This is a genomic window from Mycobacterium tuberculosis complex sp. N0072, from assembly GCF_030323725.1.
GTDB classification, from domain to species: Bacteria; Actinomycetota; Actinomycetes; order Mycobacteriales; family Mycobacteriaceae; genus Mycobacterium; species Mycobacterium tuberculosis.
Genome location: NZ_CP040689.1, coordinates 2595767 through 2614817, shown reverse-complemented (window position 1 = coordinate 2614817; position 19051 = coordinate 2595767). Strand labels below are relative to the sequence as shown.

Genomic DNA, 19051 nt, shown 5'->3' with positions numbered 1-19051 from the left:
GTAGCTCAGCAGGCCTTTTCTAGCATTGGCGCGGAACACTAGGGCGGCATGCGGTCGATGAGGTTTGACAGCACGACGGTGCTTTCGCTGCGTTCGACGTCAGCGCTGGACCGGATGCGCTCGAGGGCGGCCTCCAGATGCCGCATGTCATGAGCGAGCACGTGCAGGATCGCGTCGGACGTGCCAGTCACCGTTGCCGCGCTGACCACCTCGGGGATATTCACCCAGGCGGCACGCAGCTGATCAGGCGCAATCCTGCCGTGGCAGAAGATCTGCACGTAAGCCTCGGTGTTCCAGCCGAGCGCGTTGCGGTCGACCACCGTGGTGAAGCCCTTGATGACGCCGCTCTCGAGCATCCGGTCGACGCGGCGCTTCACCGCCGGAGCGGACAAACTCACCTTGTGACCGATCTCGGCGAAGGTGGCCCGTGCATGCTCGGCCAGCTCGGCGAGGATGCGTTCGTCGGTGTCATCCAGGCGGTCCATCGGCCCTCCTCCGTTCTAAGCACGCAACGAATCACCACAGATTCGAGGTTAACGCAATGTATCAATGGAAAATACGCAACGACCATCGTTTGATTGTGAAATCAGAGCCAAATATCGTTGGTTTATGACGGATTCCTACGTCGCTGCTGCCCGTCTAGGGTCACCTGCACGCCGCACCCCCCGGACGCGGCGGTATGCAATGACCCCGCCGGCCTTCTTTGCCGTCGCATACGCGATCAACCCCTGGATGGACGTCACCGCGCCAGTCGACGTCCAAGTCGCGCAAGCACAGTGGGAGCACCTCCACCAGACCTATCTTCGGCTAGGCCACAGCGTGGATCTGATCGAGCCCATTTCCGGGTTACCGGACATGGTGTACACCGCCAACGGTGGGTTCATCGCGCACGACATCGCCGTGGTCGCCCGGTTCCGGTTCCCCGAACGAGCTGGTGAGTCTAGAGCCTATGCCAGCTGGATGTCCTCGGTCGGATATCGCCCGGTGACCACCCGCCACGTCAACGAGGGACAGGGCGACCTGCTGATGGTTGGCGAAAGGGTGTTGGCGGGCTACGGCTTTCGCACAGACCAGCGCGCACACGCCGAAATCGCCGCGGTGCTTGGTCTGCCGGTGGTCTCCCTCGAGTTGGTCGACCCACGGTTCTATCACCTGGACACCGCGCTGGCCGTGCTCGACGACCACACGATCGCCTACTACCCGCCGGCGTTCAGTACGGCAGCGCAGGAACAGTTGTCGGCGCTGTTCCCCGACGCGATTGTGGTCGGCAGTGCCGACGCGTTCGTGTTCGGACTCAACGCCGTCTCTGACGGTCTGAACGTAGTGCTTCCGGTCGCGGCCATGGGTTTTGCGGCGCAGTTACGCGCAGCCGGCTTCGAGCCGGTCGGTGTCGATCTGTCCGAGCTGCTCAAGGGCGGCGGTTCCGTCAAGTGCTGCACGCTGGAGATACACCCATGACAAATCTCGCGGATGCCACTCAGGCCACTATGGCACTGGTCGAAAGGCATGCAGCGCACAATTATTCGCCGCTGCCTGTGGTGGCGGCCAGCGCTGAGGGTGCGTGGATCGCCGATATCGACGGCCTGCGCTACCTGGACTGGCTGGCTGCGTACTCGGCGGTCAACCTTGGCCATCGCAACCCCGCGAGCACCGCCACGGCTCATGCCCAAGTCGACACCGTCACCCTGCTGAATCGGGCCTTGCATGCCGACCGACTCGGGCCGTTGGGCGCCGCGCTTGCCCAGCTGTGCGGCAAAGACGTGGTGTTGCCAATGAACTCTGATGCTGAAGCGGTGGAGAGCGGTCTTAGGGTCGCCCGCAAGTGGGGAGCCGACGTCAACGGCCTCCCCGCGGGCCGGCACGATATCATTTTGGCAAACAACAACTTTCATGGCCACACCAGCAGTGTCGTCAGCTTCTCGTCGGACCCGGCTGCGGGCAGCGGCGTCGAACCTTCTACCCCGGGACTCCGCTCGGTACCGTTTGGCGATGCTGCGGCACCGGCGCAGACAATCGACGACAACACCGTCGCTGACCTGCTCGAGCCGATTCCCGGCCAGGCGGGCATCATCGTCCCGGCCGACGACTACCTGCCGGCTGCGTCGAGCACAACGTGCTGATGATCGCCGACGAAATCCAATCGGGGCTGGCCTGTACGGGTTACCCGTTCGCCTGCGACCACGGGGGTGTGCTGCCAGACATTTACCTGCTCGGCAAGACACTTGGTGGCGGTGCGGTTCCGTTGTCGGCGATGGTCGCGGACCGCGAAATCTTCGGCGTGGTGCATCCCGGCGAACACGGGTCGACGTTCGGCGGCAATCCGTTGGCCGCCGCGATCGGTACCCCCGTGGTTTCCATGGTCGTCTGGGGAGAATGTCAAGCTCGCTCCGCTAAATTGGGTGCGCATCTGCATCAGCGCCTGGCGGACCTGATCGGCGATGGTGCGGTGGCCCTGCGCGGCCTCGGATGGTGGGCTGACGTCGACATCGAACGGGCGCTTGCCATTGGCACAGACATGAGCATGCGGTTGGCCGATCGCGGTGTGCTGTTAAAAGACACCTACGGCGCCGCCCTGCGGTTCGCGCCGCCGTTAGTGATCACCGCGCAGGAGATCGACTGCGCGGTTCGCCGGTTCGCCGACGCGCTATGGGAGGCGGGTTCATAATTGCCGACAACGTCGATGAGCCTTCGAGAACTGATGCTGCGGCGCCGCCCGGTGAGCGGCGCCCCGGTCGCATCCGGGGCATCGGGGAACCTCAAGCGGAGTTTCGGCACCTTCCAGCTGACCATGTTCGGGGTTGGCGCGACGATAGGTACCGGCATCTTTTTCGTGCTTGCCCAGGCAGTTCCAGAGGCCGGCCCGGGCGTGATTGTTTCGTTCATCATCGCCGGCATCGCCGCTGGGCTCGCGGCTATCTGCTACGCGGAACTGGCTTCCGCCGTGCCGATTTCCGGGTCGGCGTACTCCTACGCGTACACGACGCTGGGCGAGGCGGTCGCGATGGTGGTGGCGGCCTGCCTACTGCTGGAATACGGGGTAGCCACCGCAGCGGTCGCGGTCGGCTGGAGTGGCTACGTGAACAAGCTGCTGAGTAATCTGTTCGGATTTCAGATGCCGCACGTATTGTCGGCGGCGCCGTGGGACACCCATCCCGGTTGGGTGAACCTGCCCGCCGTCATCCTGATCGGGCTATGCGCGCTGCTGTTGATTCGAGGGGCCAGCGAGTCGGCGAGGGTCAACGCGATCATGGTGCTGATCAAGCTCGGCGTGCTGGGCATGTTCATGATCATCGCGTTCAGCGCGTACAGCGCCGACCACCTCAAGGATTTCGTCCCATTCGGCGTCGCCGGCATCGGCTCCGCGGCGGGCACGATCTTCTTCTCATACATCGGCCTTGACGCGGTGTCGACCGCCGGCGACGAGGTGAAGGACCCGCAGAAGACCATGCCGCGTGCGCTGATCGCAGCGCTGGTGGTCGTCACCGGTGTCTACGTGCTGGTCGCACTGGCCGCGCTGGGCACCCAACCGTGGCAGGACTTCGCAGAGCAGGAAACCGCCGGGCTGGCCATCATCTTGGACAACGTCACGCATGGCGAATGGGCCAGCACGATTCTGGCCGCCGGTGCGGTGGTCTCGATTTTCACCGTCACGCTGGTCACCATGTACGGCCAGACCCGGATCCTGTTCGCGATGGGGCGCGACGGGCTGCTGCCGGCGCGGTTCGCGAAGGTGAATCCGCGCACCATGACGCCGGTGCACAACACGGTGATCGTCGCGATCTTCGCATCGACGCTGGCCGCCTTCATACCGCTGGATAGCTTGGCGGACATGGTGTCCATCGGCACGCTCACCGCGTTCAGCGTGGTGGCTGTGGGTGTGATCGTTCTACGGGTGCGCGAGCCCGACTTACCCCGAGGGTTCAAGGTACCCGGTTACCCTGTGACGCCTGTTCTTTCGGTGCTGGCCTGCGGGTATATCCTGGCCAGCTTGCACTGGTACACCTGGCTGGCGTTCAGCGGATGGGTGGCGGTGGCAGTGATCTTTTACCTGATGTGGGGTCGGCACCACAGTGCGCTCAACGAGGAAGTGCCGTGACCATCGTCGTCGGGTATTTGGCTGGCAAGGTCGGTCCGTCCGCATTACATCTAGCCGTCCGCGTCGCGCGGATGCACAAGACGTCGCTCACAGTGGCCACCATCGTGCGCAGGCACTGGCCGACACCGTCGCTCGCCCGCGTCGACGCCGAGTACGAGCTCTGGTCTGAGCAGCTGGCTGCCGCCTCCGCGCGAGAGGCCCAGCGCTACCTGCGCAGACTGGCCGACGGGATCGAGGTCAGCTACCACCACCGCGCACACCGATCGGTGTCGGCTGGTCTGCTCGACGTCGTCGAGGAACTCGAAGCCGAGGTGCTGGTGCTGGGGTCGTTTCCCAGCGGGCGGCGCGCGCGGGTGTTGATCGGCTCGACCGCCGACCGGCTGCTGCATTCGTCGCCGGTACCGGTGGCGATCACCCCCCGCCGCTACCGTTGCTACACCGACCGGTTGACACGGCTCAGCTGCGGCTACTCCGCGACGTCGGGTTCGGTCGACGTGGTGAGGCGATGCGGCCACCTGGCCAGCCGGTATGGCGTGCCGATGCGGGTGATCACATTCGCGGTCCGCGGCCGGACCATGTATCCGCCCGAAGTGGGGCTGCATGCCGAGGCTTCGGTTCTGGAGGCATGGGCGGCGCAAGCGCGAGAACTGTTGGAAAACTAAGAATTAACGGCGTCGTGAGTGAAGACGTTGTGCTGCAAGTGGTCACCGGGAACGGCTGGGCGCAGGCGCTGGACGCTGCGGACTGGCAGGACGGGGAGATCCTGGCCTTGGGCACCTCGCCGTTCGGTGATGTCGCGAGAGTATTCCTCGGCTCCTGGAGTGGCAAGATCATTCGCTACAGCCCGGTCCCCGTGCTAGTACTACCGGGCTAGATCGCAACTAGCGCTGTGTGGCAGCATTGGCCGCCGCCTGTGCCTGCCTCAGGGTTGTCGTGACATCGCCACGGCCGAGGAACATTTCGTCGAAGTAGGGTTCGAGGGCCTGCTGTCCGGCGGCGAAGCCGGCGCCGCCGGGGGCCGCAATGCGCGGACCGTTCAACACCGCGAAGAACGGCGTGACATCGACGCCCCTAGCAGACCAGTAGTCGAAGTAGACCGGTTGCGCAGACAACACCGCGGGGATGGCCGCACCGTGGCGGCCCAGGTAGGAGTTGCCCTCCGTGCTGCCCATCCAGGCCAGCACCTGACGCACCGCATCCGGATGTTTGGACGCCGAATTACCAGCTGCAGCAATACCATTGGTGACGCTTACCCGGCCTGCGGGGCCGGCGGGAAGCATCGCCACACCCCAGTGGAAGAGGGCGTCACGGGCTACCGGCGCCAAACTGTAGGTGCCGGACTGGAATAGCGCCATCTTGCCAGCCAGAAACTGGTTACGGGAGAAATCGCCGTTGTCGTTGGTGTCCGAGGCCGGCGGTGCGACGTGGTCGTCGTTGATCAGGCCGACCAGATAGCGGAAGGCTTCGATGGCGCCGGGGTTATCGAACGCGAACTTGCCGTCGCGCTGGAACACACCGCCGGCCGAGCCGATGTAGTTAAGGTAGATGGCCTGAGGATCGTTGGCGGCGTTGTATCCCCACTGGCGGACCCGCCGAGCATCGAATCCTGGCGTGTTGGCGGTGCGTCCATCGGCGTCGACGGTGAGCCTAGCCAGCATCGGGCGCAAGGTGTCGTCATCGCCGCGACTCCATCGCAAGTTGTCCACCTGCGTGGGGTCGACACCGGCGGCAGCCAGCAGATCGGCGTTGTAGAACACGGCAATTCCGGCGTCCGTCAGTTGCGGCACACCCCACAAGACGCCGGACCGAGTGAACTGGTCAACCACCGCCGGCTCCCAGTCGGCGGCATCGGTCTGAATCTTCATTAGCCGGCCACTGTCAGCGTAGGCGGCGAAGTAGGCGTTGGATAGCCAGAAGATGTCGTCCGCGCTGCCGCCAGCCACGTCGGTGCGCAGGGTTTCGAAGTAGGTCGAATAGGCCACCAGATTGGTGCGCACCTCGATATCGGGATGGCTGCGGGTGAATGCCGCAAACGACTGTCGATACGCCGCAGCAATCGGCTCGTCCCAGAGTCGCACCGTTACGACGATCTTTCCGCCACGCGGTTCGGCGGAGAGCCCCAATAGCACCGCCGTCACACCCAGCAGGATCGCCACCAGCACAAGGGCGGTGGCGACCAGCGTGGACTGGCGGGGCCGGGTCACTTGAGCCCCGAGACCACAATCGATGCGACGATGTGCCGCTGGAAGGTCACGAAGAGCGCAATCAGCGGCACGATTGCCACCGTGGTCGCCGCCATCACCAGCGTCCACTGGTCGTTGAACCGCGACTGCAGGTCAGCCGTCGCCACCGTTAGGACACGCCATTTGTGGCCGCTGGTGATCACCAACGGCCACATGAAGTTGTTCCACTGCGAGACCACGGTGATCATCGCCAAGGCGGCCAGGACCGGCCGGCTGCTTGGGATCACCACATGCACGATCACGTCCAAAGTGTTGGCACCGTCGAGGCGCGCGGCATTGATCAAGTCATCTGGGATGAGGCGAAAGTGCTCGCGTAGCAGGAAAATCGCGTACGGCGAACCGAACATAAACGGGAGCACCAACGCCCAGAACGTGTTGCGCAGGCCTAGCTGGGCCATCATCAGATACAGCGGCACCACGGTCACCGTCCCCGGCACCATCAAGGTTGCGACGTAGACCCAGAACAACGCATCACGTCCCCGAAATTGCAACCGCGCGAACGCGTAGGCGGCCAGCACCGAAAATGTCAGCTGGCCCAGCAGGATCACCGCCGTCATCAACGCGGTCACCACCGCCGCGCGGCGAAATCCGGCATCGGCGATATCGGCGTAGTTGGCCAGCGTGGGCGGTCGCGGCAACTGCAGCGGAGTACCCGTCGCGAACTGGTGTGCGGAAGTGAACGAGGTCAACAGGCCAAGCAAGAAGGGGGACAGCGTGATTACCGCGCCGATCGTCAGCACCGCGTAGACCGCAGTGTTGGAGACGCGACTAGGTGAGCTCATAGCTGATCCGCCGCCGGAAATACAGATGCTGCACCACGGTGGCACCGACCAGGATGACGAACAGCACCACCGCCATCACCGATGCCCGCCCGATTGCCGCGGCCCCAAACGCCTCGGCGTAGATGCGGTGGGCCACCAGGTCGGTGCTGCCCTGCGGCCCACCGCCAGTCAGCGCGTAGACGGTGTCGAAAACCTGTGCGGCGCTGATGATTCCGGTAACCAGGACGAAGAACATGGTGGGCCGCAACATGGGCAGGGTGATGCGCCAGAAGCGCTGCCAGGCACTGGCGCCGTCGGTGCGTGCGGCGTTGTGAATGTCCTGCGGAATCGCCATTAATCCGGCTAGGAAGAACAACGAGACATATCCGACGTTGGTCCACACCACGACGGCCGAAACCACAGGAAGCGCGAGGCCTGGATCGGTGAGCCATTCGATGCGGTGTCCGAGCACAGTGCTGATCGCGCCGTCGGTGGGCGCCAGAATCCAGCGCCACATCACCGCGATCGCCAGCGGTGCACAGATCCAGGGCAGCACGTACAGCGTGCGGAACAGGCCGGTGCCCGGCAGTCGCCGGGCCAGCAGGGACGCGGCCAGCAGTCCCAGTACTGTCTGCGCCGGGACCACGATCGCCACGAAGACGGCGGTGACCACCAATGAGTCTGCGAAGCCGGAATCGGTCAGCACCGACCGCCAGTTGGTCAGGCCGACGTAGCGCAGTGGGCCCAGCAAGTCCCACCGGTGCAGGCTCAGCCATACCACCACCAGGATGGGCAGCAACAAGAAGGCGACCACGCCCACCAGGCTGGGCGCCAGCAGGGCATATGCCAGTGCCGTCCTCCGACGTGGCGCGTCGCGCATGGGTGTATTAAAGCTGGTCGTTACGGTGGAGTCGTGACACCGAACCGGGGGATCGATGAAGACTTCCTGGACCTGCCGCGCCAGCAGTTGGCCGACGCCGCATTGTCGGCGGCCGCCACGGCCGGGGCCAGCCACGCCGACCTGCGGGTTCACCGCATTAGCACCGAGATCATCCAACTGCGTGACGGTGAGCTGGAGACCGCGGTGATCAGCCGTGAGCTCGGCCTGGCCGTCCGGGTAATCGTCGCGGGCACGTGGGGATTCGCCTCCCATGCTGAGTTGGCACCCGACGTCGCGGCCGCGACCGCTCGCCATGCGGTACACGTGGCTACCGTGCTGGCGGCGCTGAACACCGAGCGGGTCAGATTGGCGCCCGAGCCCGTATACACCGACGCGGAGTGGGTCTCGAACTACCGGATCGATCCGTTCGGCGTTCCCGCCTCCGAGAAGATCGCCGTGCTGCGCGACTACTCCGGGCGGTTACTGGACGCCGACGGCATCGACCACGTATCGGCCAGCTTGAACGCCGTCAAGGAGCAGACCTTCTACGCCGACACCTTCGGGTCATCGATTACCCAACAGCGGGTGCGGCTGCTGCCGTGCCTGGATGCGGTTGCTGTTGATTCCGCGGCGGGCAACTTCGAATCGATGCGGACGTTGGCTCCGCCGACCGCCCGGGGCTGGGAAGTGGTGGCCGGCGACGAGATCTGGAACTGGACCGACGAGCTCGCGCAGCTGCCATCGCTGTTGGCCGAGAAGGTCCGAGCGCCTAGCGTGATGCCGGGGCCCACCGACCTGGTGATCGACCCCACTAACCTATGGCTGACTATTCACGAATCCATCGGCCACGCAACCGAATACGACCGTGCCATCGGCTACGAGGCTGCCTATGCCGGGACATCGTTTGCCACCCCAGACAAACTCGGCACCCTGCGCTACGGCTCGCCGGTGATGAACGTGACCGCCGACCGTACCGCCGAATTCGGCTTGGCCACCGTCGGTTACGACGACGAGGGAGTGGCCGCGCAGAGCTGGGATCTAGTGCGTGACGGGGTGTTCGTTGGTTACCAGCTCGACCGGGCGTTCGCCCCACGGTTGGGGGAGCCACGTTCCAACGGCTGCTCGTATGCCGACTCGCCACATCACGTGCCGATCCAGCGGATGGCCAACATATCGCTGCAGCCGGGCATCGAAGACCTCAGCACCGCGGACCTGATCGGCCGGGTCGACGACGGGATCTATATTGTCGGCGACAAGTCATGGTCGATCGACATGCAGCGCTACAACTTTCAGTTCACCGGCCAGCGTTTCTTCCGCATCCGAGGTGGCCAGCTGTACGGGCAGCTGCGTGATGTCGCCTATCAATCGAGCACCACCGATTTCTGGAATGCCATGGAAGCCGTGGGCGGGCCGTCGACCTGGCGAATGGGCGGAGCCATCAACTGCGGCAAGGCCCAGCCCGGCCAGGTTGCCGCGGTCAGCCATGGCTGTCCGTCGGCGTTGTTCCGGGGCGTCAATGTGCTCAATACTCGTACTGAAGGTGGTCGATGATCGAGCCGCAGCACGCCGTCAACATCGTTTTAAAGGAAGCGGCCAGGTCTGGCCGGGCGGACGAGACCATGGTGCTGGTCACCGAAAAGGTCGAGGCGACACTGCGTTGGGCGGGCAATTCGATGACCACCAACGGCGTTTCCCACAGCCGAAACGTCACCGTGATTTCGATCGTCCGACGGGGAGATAGCGCCTTCGTCGGCTCCGTGGTCTCCGCCGAAGTGGACCCGTCGGTGCTGCCCGGTCTGGTGGTGTCCTCCCAGGACGCGGCCCGCTCCGCGCCGGAGGCCGGTGATGCCGCGCCGCTGCTTGCCGATACCGGAGAGCCCGACGACTGGGATGCCCCGGTTCCGGGCACCGGGGCAGGGGTTTTCACCGGTATCGCCGGCTCACTGAGCAGGGGCTTCCGCGGGGCCGACCGCTTGTACGGCTACGCGCACCGCAGTGTGTCCACGACGTTTCTGGCATCGTCGACGGGTCTGCGCCGCCGCTACACCCAGCCCACCGGGGCGATCGAGATCAACGCCAAACGCGGCGACGCCAGCGCTTGGGTGGGGATCGGCACACCCGATTTCGTCGAGGTGCCCATCGATCTGATGCTCGAGCGGCTGTCGACGCGGCTGCGGTGGGCGCAACGCACCGTCGAGCTGCCGGCCGGGCGCTACCAGACCATCATGCCTCCGTCGACGGTGGCCGACATGATGATCTACCTGGGTTGGTCGATGGCCGGGCGCGGCGCGCAGGAGGGCCGAACCGCTTTCTCGGCTCCTGGCGGTGGAACCCGGGTGGGAGAGCGGTTGACCGAGCTGCCGCTGACGTTGTTCACCGATCCGGCTGCGCCGGGTCTGGCGTGTACGCCGTTTGTGGCGGTGAGCAACTCCTCGGAGACGCAATCGGTGTTCGACAACGGCATGGAAATCAGCCAGGTGGACTGGATCCGCAGCGGTGTGATCAATGCGCTGGCGTATCCACGGGCCACTGCCGCCAAATTCGACGCCCCAGTTGCGGTCGCCGCCGACAACTTGATCATGACCGGCGGGTCGGCCGATCTCGCCGACATGATCGCGGGCACCGAGCGCGGACTGTTGCTGACCACGCTGTGGTACATCCGCGAGGTCGACCCGACCACGCTGCTGCTCACCGGGCTGACCCGCGACGGCGTCTACCTGGTCGAAGACGGCGAGGTCAGCGCGGCGGTCAACAACTTCCGGTTTAACGAAAGCCCACTGGACCTGCTGCGACGGGCCACCGAAGCAGGTGTCAGCGAGCCGACACTGCCGCGCGAATGGTCAGATTGGGTTACCCGTACCGCGATGCCGCCGCTGCGGATTCCCGACTTCCACATGTCCTCGGTGAGCCAGGCGCAGTAGCGTGTGAAGGGTGCCGGCCCCGGTTTCGGTTCGTGACGATCTGTGTCGGTTGGTGGCGCTATCGCCGGGCGACGGCCGGATTGCGGGGCTGGTGAGGCAGGTGTGCGCGCGGGCGCTGTCGCTACCGTCGTTGCCGTGTGAGGTTGCGGTGAACGAGCCGGAGTCGCCGGCCGAGGCCGTCGTTGCCGAGTTCGCCGAGCAGTTCAGCGTCGATGTCTCAGCGATCACCGGCGAGCAGCGATCCCTGCTGTGGACGCATTTGGGGGAAGACGCTTTCGGTGCGGTTGTGGCGATGTACATCGCCGACTTTGTGCCGCGGGTGCGCGCCGGGTTGGAAGCATTGGGCGTCGGCAAGGAGTATCTGGGCTGGGTAACCGGGCCGATCTCCTGGGATCACAACACCGATCTGTCCGCTGCGGTGTTCAACGGATTTCTGCCGGCGGTGGCCCGGATGCGGGCACTGGACCCGGTCACCTCTGAGCTGGTGCGGCTGCGTGGAGCTGCGCAGCACAATTGCCGGGTGTGCAAGTCGTTGCGGGAGGTCTCCGCGCTTGATGCGGGCGGTTCGGAGACGTTGTATGGCGAGATCGAGCGTTTCGATACCTCGGTCTTGCTCGACGTTCGCGCAAAAGCCGCCCTGAGGTATGCAGATGCGTTAATTTGGACCCCTGCGCACCTCGCCGTCGACGTTGCCGTCGAGGTGCGCTCCCGGTTCTCGGACGACGAGGCCGTCGAGCTGACCTTTGACATCATGCGCAACGCCAGCAACAAGGTTGCAGTGTCGTTGGGTGCTGATGCGCCCAGGGTGCAGCAGGGCACCGAACGGTATCGCATTGGGCTTGACGGTCAGACGGTGTTCGGTTGACGGCGGTCTGGCAGCTCCGCGACGCTGTGGTTCGTATACGTTGACTGATGTAGGGCCAGGTCAGCGCGCCAGGTACCGTCGAGGCGTGTCGTTTCGGGCGGGTAAGGCTCGATTCGAGGGCGCCGGCTGATTCCATGAGGCGCTATTGGAGCGTGCTGTGATGACTCCGGCCAGCCAGGCGGCGACCGAACGGCAGAAGTGCCACGGCGTCTGGGCGCGGCAGCCGAGGTCACGCGAGTCGGTGTCTTAGATCAGGCTGAAGACGTCGGTGTCGACCACCGTCGCCGCTACTTGATTCACGAACGCGCCGCCTGAAGAAACGCCTGGAATTCATCGTCAGTTAGGTCGATCCCGCCGTCGATGTCTGGCCCGGGGGCGCTGGCCAGTTGCGAGAGCTCTTCCATAAACTGTTTTGTGCGACCAGGCCCGGGCGTGTTGATTGGGTCGCGGCTGATTCGAGTCGTCAATTCCTGCAGAGCAGTCGCGAGGGCGGCTAGGTCCTTGATCGCAATCTCGCCGCTGGGGGCGGCAGCGTCAACCAGATGGAGCTCGATCTCCTTCATCATCGCAGCTACCTCCTTAGTCCATGCTTCGGCGAGTCGTCACCACGGTATAGCGCACGACGTGCACAACAATTCTGCCCTCACCAGCAGGAACGCTTTCCCCGATGATCGCACCGAGCTCCGACACGGCACCAAACTGGCGATGCGGATTTCTCGTCACTCATTGCCTCAGCTTTCCCACTCACCCAAAGGTCCCATCCGGCGAGATCCACTCGCGCGCCTTCGCCCGCCGTTCGCTCGCATAGGTAAGCGGTGTTCGACTCGCGTGCCGGCGTCATTGCCACGTACAGCGTTGCTCGGCTGGTGTTGTCGCCCAGCACAGCGTGGGTGGAGTGAGCCGTGGTGCCCTGGCTGGCGTGGACGGTGATGGCATATCCGTGGGTGATGTGCTCGTGCAGGTAGTCGCCGCTGAAGGCGGCGCGTGCGCCGTCGCCCAGGCGGCGGGCGGCGATCCGGTGGTGTTCGGTGTCGACCGCGATGACCCGCCAGCGGTTGCCGTTGCGCACCGGATCGTCGGCCGGAAGATTCTCTCGCTCGACGCTGTAGCCGACATCGCCGGCGCCTTCACGTACCGCGACGTCGACGGCCTGGCCTGTCGGCGCCACCACCACCCGCCCGTCGTAGTTCGCGGCGACGTCGCCAACGACAACAGAAAGTCGCGCTGCCGGCTTGACCACAGCAGCGACGTGTCGAGCATGCAGCGATGGTCTCAGGCGCGCCGCCGCTCAGTTCTACGGCGCGCGGCGACAACACGCCGCGCCTCACGCAACTGCTCGCAAATCACCTCGGGATCCTCGTCGGCGTCGATGTCCATTGCGCTCTCGGCAAGCGCGTCGTACTGGCGCTGCCGGCGGGCCTCCCGGTAGGCCAACACGTCGTCGAGCACGAGCCGGTGGCGATTCCCGATGCGCTCGGCGGCCAGCTCGCCGCTCTTGATCAGACGCACCACGGTCGGACGACTCACCCCGAGAAGGTCGGCGGCCTGCTGGGTGGTCAGCGTCATGCTCTGCGGCGCGATGGTCACCGCCTTGCCGGCGTGCAGCGCAGCCACCACCTGCCTTAGCGCCTGATGAACCTCGCGCGGCAGCTCGACGCGGTCGTGCTCGTGGCGCCCACCAGCGCGTAGCTGGGGGCCAGCGTGCGGCCGCGCCGCCGCTCATGGGCCGACAGGAAGCTCAGCACCGGCGCTAGGTCCACTGTCCGCTCGGGCATAAACGTCTTCGACTCGATACCCTGAGCCCCGATACCGCACCTTCTCGATATATCCGAATGAATCGAACTGGCTTTCGTAACGTTCGAATAATGCCCCAGCTTGCCTCTCTCTTAGGCCGTTGGCGAGTAGGCCCCGGCGCAGCGGAGACCGTCGGCTTTCGTCGTGGCGATTTACGGCGCAATTCAACGGAGGGTGTCGATTTATGGTGATGTCGTCGCTACTGGTGGCCAAAGCACATGATGGAAGACAACGAAAGCCACGCGGAGATGCTTACCACCATCTAGGTGCGGGAGATCACCGGTGTGCCAGTGTCGACCCTGCACGGCTGGGCTGCAAAGCGAGAGCGCGGAATTGACGCACCGGGACCCCATTATGTGCGCCTCGGCGGGCGGGATCGGCGCTGGACGCGGCGCGACATGTACGACTGGCTCGAATCAGCCCGAGTGTGACCGCCGTTCCTGCTACGGCAAACATCGGGATCTTGGTGTCGACTTCTCGGCGTTCTTCGGTTGTTAGATGCCATCGGGCTAATGGTTACTGTGCGGTCAATGGAAAGGATTTTGCGGTCGGCCCTGGGACTGCCAAAGGGATTGGGACATAAGCGCGTTGAGCGACGACAGGAAGTAGAGCGATGACGGCGACATCTGTGGTTCGGCTGGGCACCAAGGCCGCAGCCGAATACCTCGGCGGCCTACCTGAGTCGACGCTGAGGTACTGGCGTTACTGGGCACCAGTCCGCGCAGCTATCGCCTTGGCCGACACACGTTTTGCGATATCGCCGACCTGGATGCGTGGGTAGAGGCGGAAGCTGCCAAGACCGAGCGCGGGGGAGTGGGTGAGTAACGGATTCGTACCACGGATTGTTGCGGTACTGACGCTGACCCTGGTTCTCGGCTACTGCGGACTGCGCTTCGGCGAGGCAGCGGCCCTGCGTCGCAAGAACGTGGGGACTGGGAGTTGACGATTCGCTCATCTGTGTGACCGGCGCCGGGATTGTCGAGACGACGACCAACCGGGTGCGTCACGTGCCTGTCCCCGAGCCGGTATCGGAGCGCCTGCGTGATGAACTGCCAACCGAGCCCAATGCCCTCGTGTTCCCAAGCTACCGCGGCGGGCACCTACCTATCGAGGAGTACCGCAGAGCCTTCGACAAGGGATGCAAGGCGGTTGGCATTGCCGACCTGGTCCCGCACGGGCTGAGGCACACCACGGCGTCGCTGGCGATCAGTGCGGGCGCTAATGTCAAAGTCGTGCAGAGGCTTCTCGGACACGCCACAGCGGCCATGACCTTGGACCGCCATGGCCACCTGCTCAGCGACGACCTGGCGGGCGTGGCAGGTTTGCTTGTGCAGGCCATCAAGAGTGCTGCGGCATCACTGCGGTATTCCGACCCTGATTCAGTCGCGGTGGAGAACATATCTGCAGCTAGTTAGCACAAGGGGCGGTAGCTCAGTTGGTTAGAGCCGCGGACTCATAATCCGTTGGTCGCGGGTTCGAGCCCCGCCCGCCCCACATTTCGGACACGTTGATGCGCTTACTCGAAATCCTGTCATGCCCAAAGTCGCGCTCGATGCGGCGGCATTGCCTTCGATCGGGTCGCTGTCGTCCTACCACTGCGAGGTGGTCACCTTTCGGCCATCACCTCGAGGTCTTCACAGCCGTATCGTGGACATTTTGGGCAGCCATGTTGTCCGACGCTATGGTGTCGACGGCGCCGGGCGCGAACTCCATTACGGCGGTCCTGCTCCTCCGCACCGACAACCACCAAGGCCCTTCCGGTGCCTTCTCATATTGGTGCTCAATGGCCGGCCACCGCGCAGCCAGCCGCGTCAGCTGTGCCCACGCGGACTAGTCCGCCCACACGGCCATGCAAGTGCACGACTTTGAGCTTGTGGGCGACCGCCAGCTCGGCCTCCACTGGCCGCGTCCGGAGATGCCTGTCGTTGCTGATGACCACCCACCCGACCCCCGACGATGGGGATCCAGTCGGTGTCGAGGATGCCTTGCGGTAGCAGGTCGTCGACGGGCGGGCGGCCAAACCGGGCCGTGTCTTTTCTGACGGCGACAAGGCCACACCAAGCCGAAGCAGGTTTTCATCGACAACATGGGTGACTTTGTCGACTTCGAGCATCGCCGGGCCTTATGCCGCCACCAGTCGGGCCAGCCTGTACTTCTTGGTGTAGTCGATTGCGTCTTGAATCTGCTTCAGGCTGAGACCGTAGTCGGCGGCCAGGTCCTCGCGTTCCTCACCGCCGTCTACCATTTGGGCGATCGTCACCGGCGACACACGACGCCCAACGAACGTGGGCTGCCCGCTATATCGGCTTGGGTTGATGACGATTTCGGGAAAGGCCTTGTCGACGGGCAGTTCGACGATCACGGCTTCGCCAACCTCATCCCGACCGGGTGTCGCGATGCTGGCGAGCCACCGGGCATCACCAAGCAACGCTTGCCCAGTACGGATCGTCACTTCCGCATCCGGCAGACCAATCTCCTCGCCGCCCATCGTCAGATCCCGCTCGTGCGTTGACAAGAACGGCCGCAGATGTGCCAGCGGGTATCGGAGATTGAACCGCGCACGCAGTTCTTCAATCGCTGCGCGCTGCCGCACTATTGGCACTTTCCGGCGGTCGCGGTATTCAGCAAGCATGCGAGTCTCGACGAACTCGCCCCACGTAACCCACGGCGTAGCTCCCGGCGTGACGCGGAGGATCGGCGGGTGATCTTTGCCGCCACGCTCGTAGCCGTTGATCCACCGCTTCGCGGTGCCGGCGGGGAGGCCGATCAGCTTATCGACCTCGGCGTATACGTAGACCTCTCGGTCGAGCATCGAGGTGACGGACATGTCCGCACGCATGACACAACGTTATCGGCGGTAGCCGACAGTTCCGCTGTCTGTCGACGTTGCTGCTGTTTCGTTGCCCCGCGTCATGGTACTTTCAGCAGTAGCCAGGTCCACGGTTTACGCGACTGACCAGCCAGTCACAACCAAAGCCGTCTGGTACTACACGTAGGGCTCATCATGCAGCGTCCACCGGTCCTCGCAGCTGTGATCGCGGTCGGCGATGTGGCGCCACCTGTGGCTCATGCAGCCCCAACGCCGATACCCGCGTGGTTCCGGTACTACCAGAACTGCAAGGCGGGACGCGGGGGTGGCCCCGCTCTATGGGGTGAGCCGGGTTACCGTCTTGGCCTCGACCACGGCGACGACGGCACCGCCTGTGAAGAGTTTCCCTGACTTGTTGTAGCGCTGAGGGACAACGATGACAGCCCGTCCACGCCATTATGCGAAGCCGTCAGCCGCCCGCTCGCACAACCAACGCGCAATGATCTTCCGGCCGTGGAAGAAGTCCCTACTGGCCCGCCAGCGATGGGACACCGGGCATGTGGGGGCCAAAAGGCTGCATTCCCCACACGAACGAATTCAGGTGTTGAGAAAATGTATAAAAATAGTATTGCTATCGCAATCGGTACATTGACTATGGCAGTTGAATTTTCTATGGTTTCTGCCAACGCCGAACCCGCGCCACCGCCGGGACAAGATCCGCACATGCCGAATAGTGCGATGGGATATTGCCCTGGCGGTGGCTTTGGTGGGATTACCGGGTGGGGATATTGTGACGGAATCAGATATCCAGACGGCAGCTATTGGCATCAAGTGCGGGTACCAGCGCCGTTTGTTGGTACGACGCTTACCTTGTCGTGTGTTATTGACGATGGTAGCCCGGTGCCACCATTAGCCGCTCCCGGCTCTTGCGGAGGGGGCGCATGAATGCGAGTTGAAAAATATCGCCAGAACGGATGCAACGATAGGTAAGTATCGCGACGGTGGCTTCCTTGGTGCGCCCGAACGTGGGTGGCATTTGTTGATCTTCGCTATCCGTGGTGTCGTGGTGACGGTTGGATTTCTCCTCCCGTGGTGGCAGTGGCGCTGGGCTGGGCGATGCGCCGCAAGCCTTTCTCAAGGTTCAACGAATATGTTGGATCGGCGAGCAATACGTGTTGGTTTGCCAGAGCACTGGAACTGCGCACTCTGCTGATCCGCTAGTCGCGGGACCATATCCCTTCCCGGCTGGCGATGTACTCGGTACGCTTTGCTGGGACGCGGAGTCGTAAGCGTGATGATCGAAGGCTAGCAGTGTCTGCTCGGAGGCGGTTTGCCGTCGGCGTTGTTGCGGCGGCAGTTGGTTTCGGCTTCGTCCCGGCCATTTCTCCGTCGACGCCGACTTCGGTGTTTGCCTGTCCTAGCGGCTACTACGAGAACGTGGACGGTCAGTGCATACCTGCTCCCCGGCAAGTGCCGCCAGGTTCGGGGGCGCCACCCGGCGCCACCGCAATTTGTAGGGACGGGTCGTACTCGTTCAGCACACACCGGTCAGGCACGTGTTCGCGCCACGGCGGTGTACTGAGCTGGTTGGCGTGATGATTGGGGCGGTTGCTGGTTGTGGGTGTCTCGTGGCCATCGCCGGCCCGCCGCGTCGTTGAATTTCGTGTCGATTTTCTGTTTGGAACGGTGGTTTCGGTAATCCACTGGTCGCGGGGACCCCGCTTTCGATGCGTCGCACCGGTGCGGGGCTAGATGTCGCTAAAGAGGTGTCGCGCGTTGCCGGTGGTCGCTATCGTCGCGCTGGTGGCATCGGGCGTGATTACGTTCATCTGGTCGCAGCAGCGTCGGCTAATCTACTTCCCGTCTGCGGGTCCGGTGCCATCGGCTTCCTCCGTTTTGCCCGCCGGCCGCGATGTCGTGGTCGAAACACAAGATGGAATGCGCTTGGGTGGCTGGTACTTCCCGCATACTTCGGGCGGTAGTGGGCCCGCGGTGCTGGTGTGCAATGGCAACGCCGGCGACCGGTCGATGCGTGCGGAGCTGGCTGTCGCGCTGCATGGCCTGGGCCTGTCGGTGTTGCTGTTTGACTATCGCGGCTACGGCGGTAACCCGGGTCGGCCGTCTGAGCAGGGCCTGGCCGCCGACGCTCGGGCCGCGCAGGAGTGGCTGTCCGGCCAGTCCGACGTCGACCCCGCGCGCATTGCCTATTTCGGCGAATCCCTCGGCGCGGCGGTGGCGGTCGGGCTGGCCGTGCAACGGCCGCCGGCGGCACTCGTGCTGAGATCTCCGTTCACGTCGCTGGCCGAGGTCGGCGCGGTGCACTACCCGTGGCTGCCGCTGCGCCGGTTGCTGCTGGACCACTACCCGTCGATCGAGCGCATCGCCTCTGTACACGCGCCGGTGCTGGTCATCGCGGGCGGCAGCGACGACATCGTCCCCGCTACGCTTAGTGAGCGGCTGGTCGCAGCGGCCGCCGAGCCTAAGCGATACGTGGTGGTTCCCGGTGTGGGTCACAACGACCCGGAACTACTCGATGGGCGGGTGATGCTCGATGCGATCCGGCGCTTCTTGACGGAGACGGCGGTGCTCGGACAGTGAACCGGGCATGACGACGCCCGCCGGTGTCCGGTGACTCGTGTGGCGTTGCTGACTACCGGTCGTGAGCTGAGCCAGGCCGCACCG

Annotated in this window: 22 protein-coding genes, 1 tRNA gene and 2 pseudogenes; 15 read left to right on the top strand and 10 right to left on the bottom strand. The window is 64.3% G+C overall.

The window, feature by feature from the left end; genetic code table 11:
* Positions 1-38 precede the first annotated feature (38 nt).
* Entirely contained in the window at positions 39-485 is a 447-nt protein-coding gene (locus FF952_RS12325; RefSeq protein WP_003411963.1) for an Rv2324 family transcriptional regulator, read from the bottom strand.
* Between the two features lie 124 nt (positions 486-609).
* Between FF952_RS12325 and ddaH the strand changes: the two genes are divergently transcribed.
* The 4 genes and pseudogenes from ddaH to FF952_RS12300 all read left to right on the top strand — a co-directional run bounded on the left by ddaH (position 610) and on the right by FF952_RS12300 (position 4970).
* Positions 610-1458: a dimethylargininase gene (gene ddaH / locus FF952_RS12320; RefSeq protein WP_003914884.1), complete on the top strand. Its 849-nt coding sequence runs from the start codon at positions 610-612 to the stop codon at positions 1456-1458.
* Positions 1455-2665 (top strand): annotated as a pseudogene (locus FF952_RS20805) (aminotransferase class III-fold pyridoxal phosphate-dependent enzyme). Before ddaH ends, FF952_RS20805 begins: the two are co-directional and overlap by 4 nt.
* Positions 2666-4096 (top strand): amino acid permease, encoded by a 1431-nt coding sequence (locus FF952_RS12305; protein ID WP_003411955.1) that lies wholly within the window; start codon positions 2666-2668, stop codon positions 4094-4096.
* Positions 4093-4970, top strand: a pseudogene (locus FF952_RS12300) (universal stress protein). Before FF952_RS12305 ends, FF952_RS12300 begins: the two are co-directional and overlap by 4 nt.
* A gap of 7 nt (positions 4971-4977) precedes the next feature.
* Here FF952_RS12300 and FF952_RS12295 read toward each other — a convergent pair.
* Genes FF952_RS12295 through FF952_RS12285 form a run of 3 tightly spaced genes read right to left on the bottom strand, consistent with a single transcriptional unit; the run spans position 4978 to position 7980 of the window.
* Positions 4978-6300 carry an ABC transporter substrate-binding protein gene (locus tag FF952_RS12295; RefSeq protein ID WP_003411947.1) on the bottom strand — a complete coding sequence of 441 codons (1323 nt, stop codon included), beginning with the start codon at positions 6298-6300 and terminating at the stop codon, positions 4978-4980.
* Positions 6297-7121 carry a carbohydrate ABC transporter permease gene (locus tag FF952_RS12290; protein ID WP_003411946.1) on the bottom strand — a complete coding sequence of 275 codons (825 nt, stop codon included), beginning with the start codon at positions 7119-7121 and terminating at the stop codon, positions 6297-6299. Before FF952_RS12290 ends, FF952_RS12295 begins: the two co-directional genes overlap by 4 nt.
* On the bottom strand, positions 7108-7980 hold the full coding sequence (locus tag FF952_RS12285; protein WP_003411940.1) for a carbohydrate ABC transporter permease: 873 nt from the start codon (positions 7978-7980) through the stop codon (positions 7108-7110). The genes FF952_RS12290 and FF952_RS12285 overlap by 14 nt, the downstream gene beginning before the upstream one ends.
* A gap of 33 nt (positions 7981-8013) precedes the next feature.
* On the opposite strand from FF952_RS12285, the gene FF952_RS12280 reads away from it, so the two are divergent.
* The 3 genes from FF952_RS12280 to FF952_RS12270 are packed head-to-tail and all read left to right on the top strand — an operon-like array spanning position 8014 to position 11766.
* On the top strand, positions 8014-9531 hold the full coding sequence (locus FF952_RS12280; RefSeq protein WP_003411929.1) for a TldD/PmbA family protein: 1518 nt from the start codon (positions 8014-8016) through the stop codon (positions 9529-9531).
* Entirely contained in the window at positions 9528-10901 is a 1374-nt protein-coding gene (locus FF952_RS12275) for a TldD/PmbA family protein (protein WP_003899270.1), read from the top strand. The genes FF952_RS12280 and FF952_RS12275 overlap by 4 nt, the downstream gene beginning before the upstream one ends.
* A gap of 10 nt (positions 10902-10911) precedes the next feature.
* The gene (locus tag FF952_RS12270; RefSeq protein ID WP_003411924.1) at positions 10912-11766 is read left to right on the top strand and encodes a carboxymuconolactone decarboxylase family protein; all 855 of its coding nucleotides are present in this window, start codon (positions 10912-10914) and stop codon (positions 11764-11766) included.
* Positions 11767-12062: 296 nt separating this feature from the next.
* Here FF952_RS12270 and FF952_RS12265 read toward each other — a convergent pair whose 3' ends face one another.
* The 4 genes from FF952_RS12265 to FF952_RS12250 form a co-directional block, all read right to left on the bottom strand.
* Positions 12063-12332 (bottom strand): hypothetical protein, encoded by a 270-nt coding sequence (locus FF952_RS12265; RefSeq protein WP_003411919.1) that lies wholly within the window; start codon positions 12330-12332, stop codon positions 12063-12065.
* Positions 12333-12409: 77 nt separating this feature from the next.
* Positions 12410-13006 (bottom strand): hypothetical protein, encoded by a 597-nt coding sequence (locus FF952_RS12260; protein WP_003899268.1) that lies wholly within the window; start codon positions 13004-13006, stop codon positions 12410-12412.
* A 32-nt stretch (positions 13007-13038) separates the two neighbouring features.
* Positions 13039-13380, bottom strand: a complete 342-nt coding sequence (locus tag FF952_RS12255; protein ID WP_003901374.1) for a helix-turn-helix domain-containing protein — start codon at positions 13378-13380, stop codon at positions 13039-13041.
* Positions 13381-13485: 105 nt separating this feature from the next.
* Positions 13486-13773 (bottom strand): hypothetical protein, encoded by a 288-nt coding sequence (locus FF952_RS12250; protein ID WP_003902168.1) that lies wholly within the window; start codon positions 13771-13773, stop codon positions 13486-13488.
* Between the two features lie 400 nt (positions 13774-14173).
* Between FF952_RS12250 and FF952_RS12245 the strand changes: the two genes are divergently transcribed.
* The 3 genes from FF952_RS12245 to FF952_RS12235 all read left to right on the top strand — a co-directional run bounded on the left by FF952_RS12245 (position 14174) and on the right by FF952_RS12235 (position 15054).
* The gene (locus tag FF952_RS12245; protein ID WP_003907913.1) at positions 14174-14341 is read left to right on the top strand and encodes a hypothetical protein; all 168 of its coding nucleotides are present in this window, start codon (positions 14174-14176) and stop codon (positions 14339-14341) included.
* Between the two features lie 178 nt (positions 14342-14519).
* Positions 14520-14975 (top strand): site-specific integrase, encoded by a 456-nt coding sequence (locus FF952_RS12240; protein WP_003899267.1) that lies wholly within the window; start codon positions 14520-14522, stop codon positions 14973-14975.
* 5 nt (positions 14976-14980) lie between these two features.
* Positions 14981-15054: transfer RNA gene (locus FF952_RS12235), tRNA-Ile, on the top strand.
* Positions 15055-15340: 286 nt separating this feature from the next.
* Here FF952_RS12235 and FF952_RS12230 read toward each other — a convergent pair.
* Together FF952_RS12230 and FF952_RS12225 are read right to left on the bottom strand one after the other, a co-directional pair.
* A complete protein-coding gene (locus FF952_RS12230; protein ID WP_003411888.1) occupies positions 15341-15673 on the bottom strand; it encodes a hypothetical protein in 333 nt (110 codons plus the stop codon).
* Between the two features lie 9 nt (positions 15674-15682).
* Positions 15683-16399: a DUF433 domain-containing protein gene (locus FF952_RS12225; RefSeq protein ID WP_003411885.1), complete on the bottom strand. Its 717-nt coding sequence runs from the start codon at positions 16397-16399 to the stop codon at positions 15683-15685.
* A gap of 208 nt (positions 16400-16607) precedes the next feature.
* Here FF952_RS12225 and FF952_RS12220 point away from each other — a divergent pair, with 208 nt between their 5' ends.
* The 5 genes from FF952_RS12220 (at position 16608) to FF952_RS12200 (ending at position 18967) form a co-directional block, all read left to right on the top strand.
* Positions 16608-16790 (top strand): hypothetical protein, encoded by a 183-nt coding sequence (locus tag FF952_RS12220; protein ID WP_003902166.1) that lies wholly within the window; start codon positions 16608-16610, stop codon positions 16788-16790.
* A 92-nt stretch (positions 16791-16882) separates the two neighbouring features.
* Positions 16883-17314 (top strand): hypothetical protein, encoded by a 432-nt coding sequence (locus FF952_RS12215; RefSeq protein WP_003904818.1) that lies wholly within the window; start codon positions 16883-16885, stop codon positions 17312-17314.
* A gap of 84 nt (positions 17315-17398) precedes the next feature.
* Positions 17399-17590: a hypothetical protein gene (locus tag FF952_RS12210; protein ID WP_003899264.1), complete on the top strand. Its 192-nt coding sequence runs from the start codon at positions 17399-17401 to the stop codon at positions 17588-17590.
* Positions 17591-17620: 30 nt separating this feature from the next.
* On the top strand, positions 17621-17965 hold the full coding sequence (locus tag FF952_RS12205) for a DUF3761 domain-containing protein (protein ID WP_071854221.1): 345 nt from the start codon (positions 17621-17623) through the stop codon (positions 17963-17965).
* Positions 17966-18121: 156 nt separating this feature from the next.
* Positions 18122-18967: an alpha/beta hydrolase gene (locus tag FF952_RS12200; protein ID WP_003902165.1), complete on the top strand. Its 846-nt coding sequence runs from the start codon at positions 18122-18124 to the stop codon at positions 18965-18967.
* Positions 18968-19051: the final 84 nt, after the last annotated feature.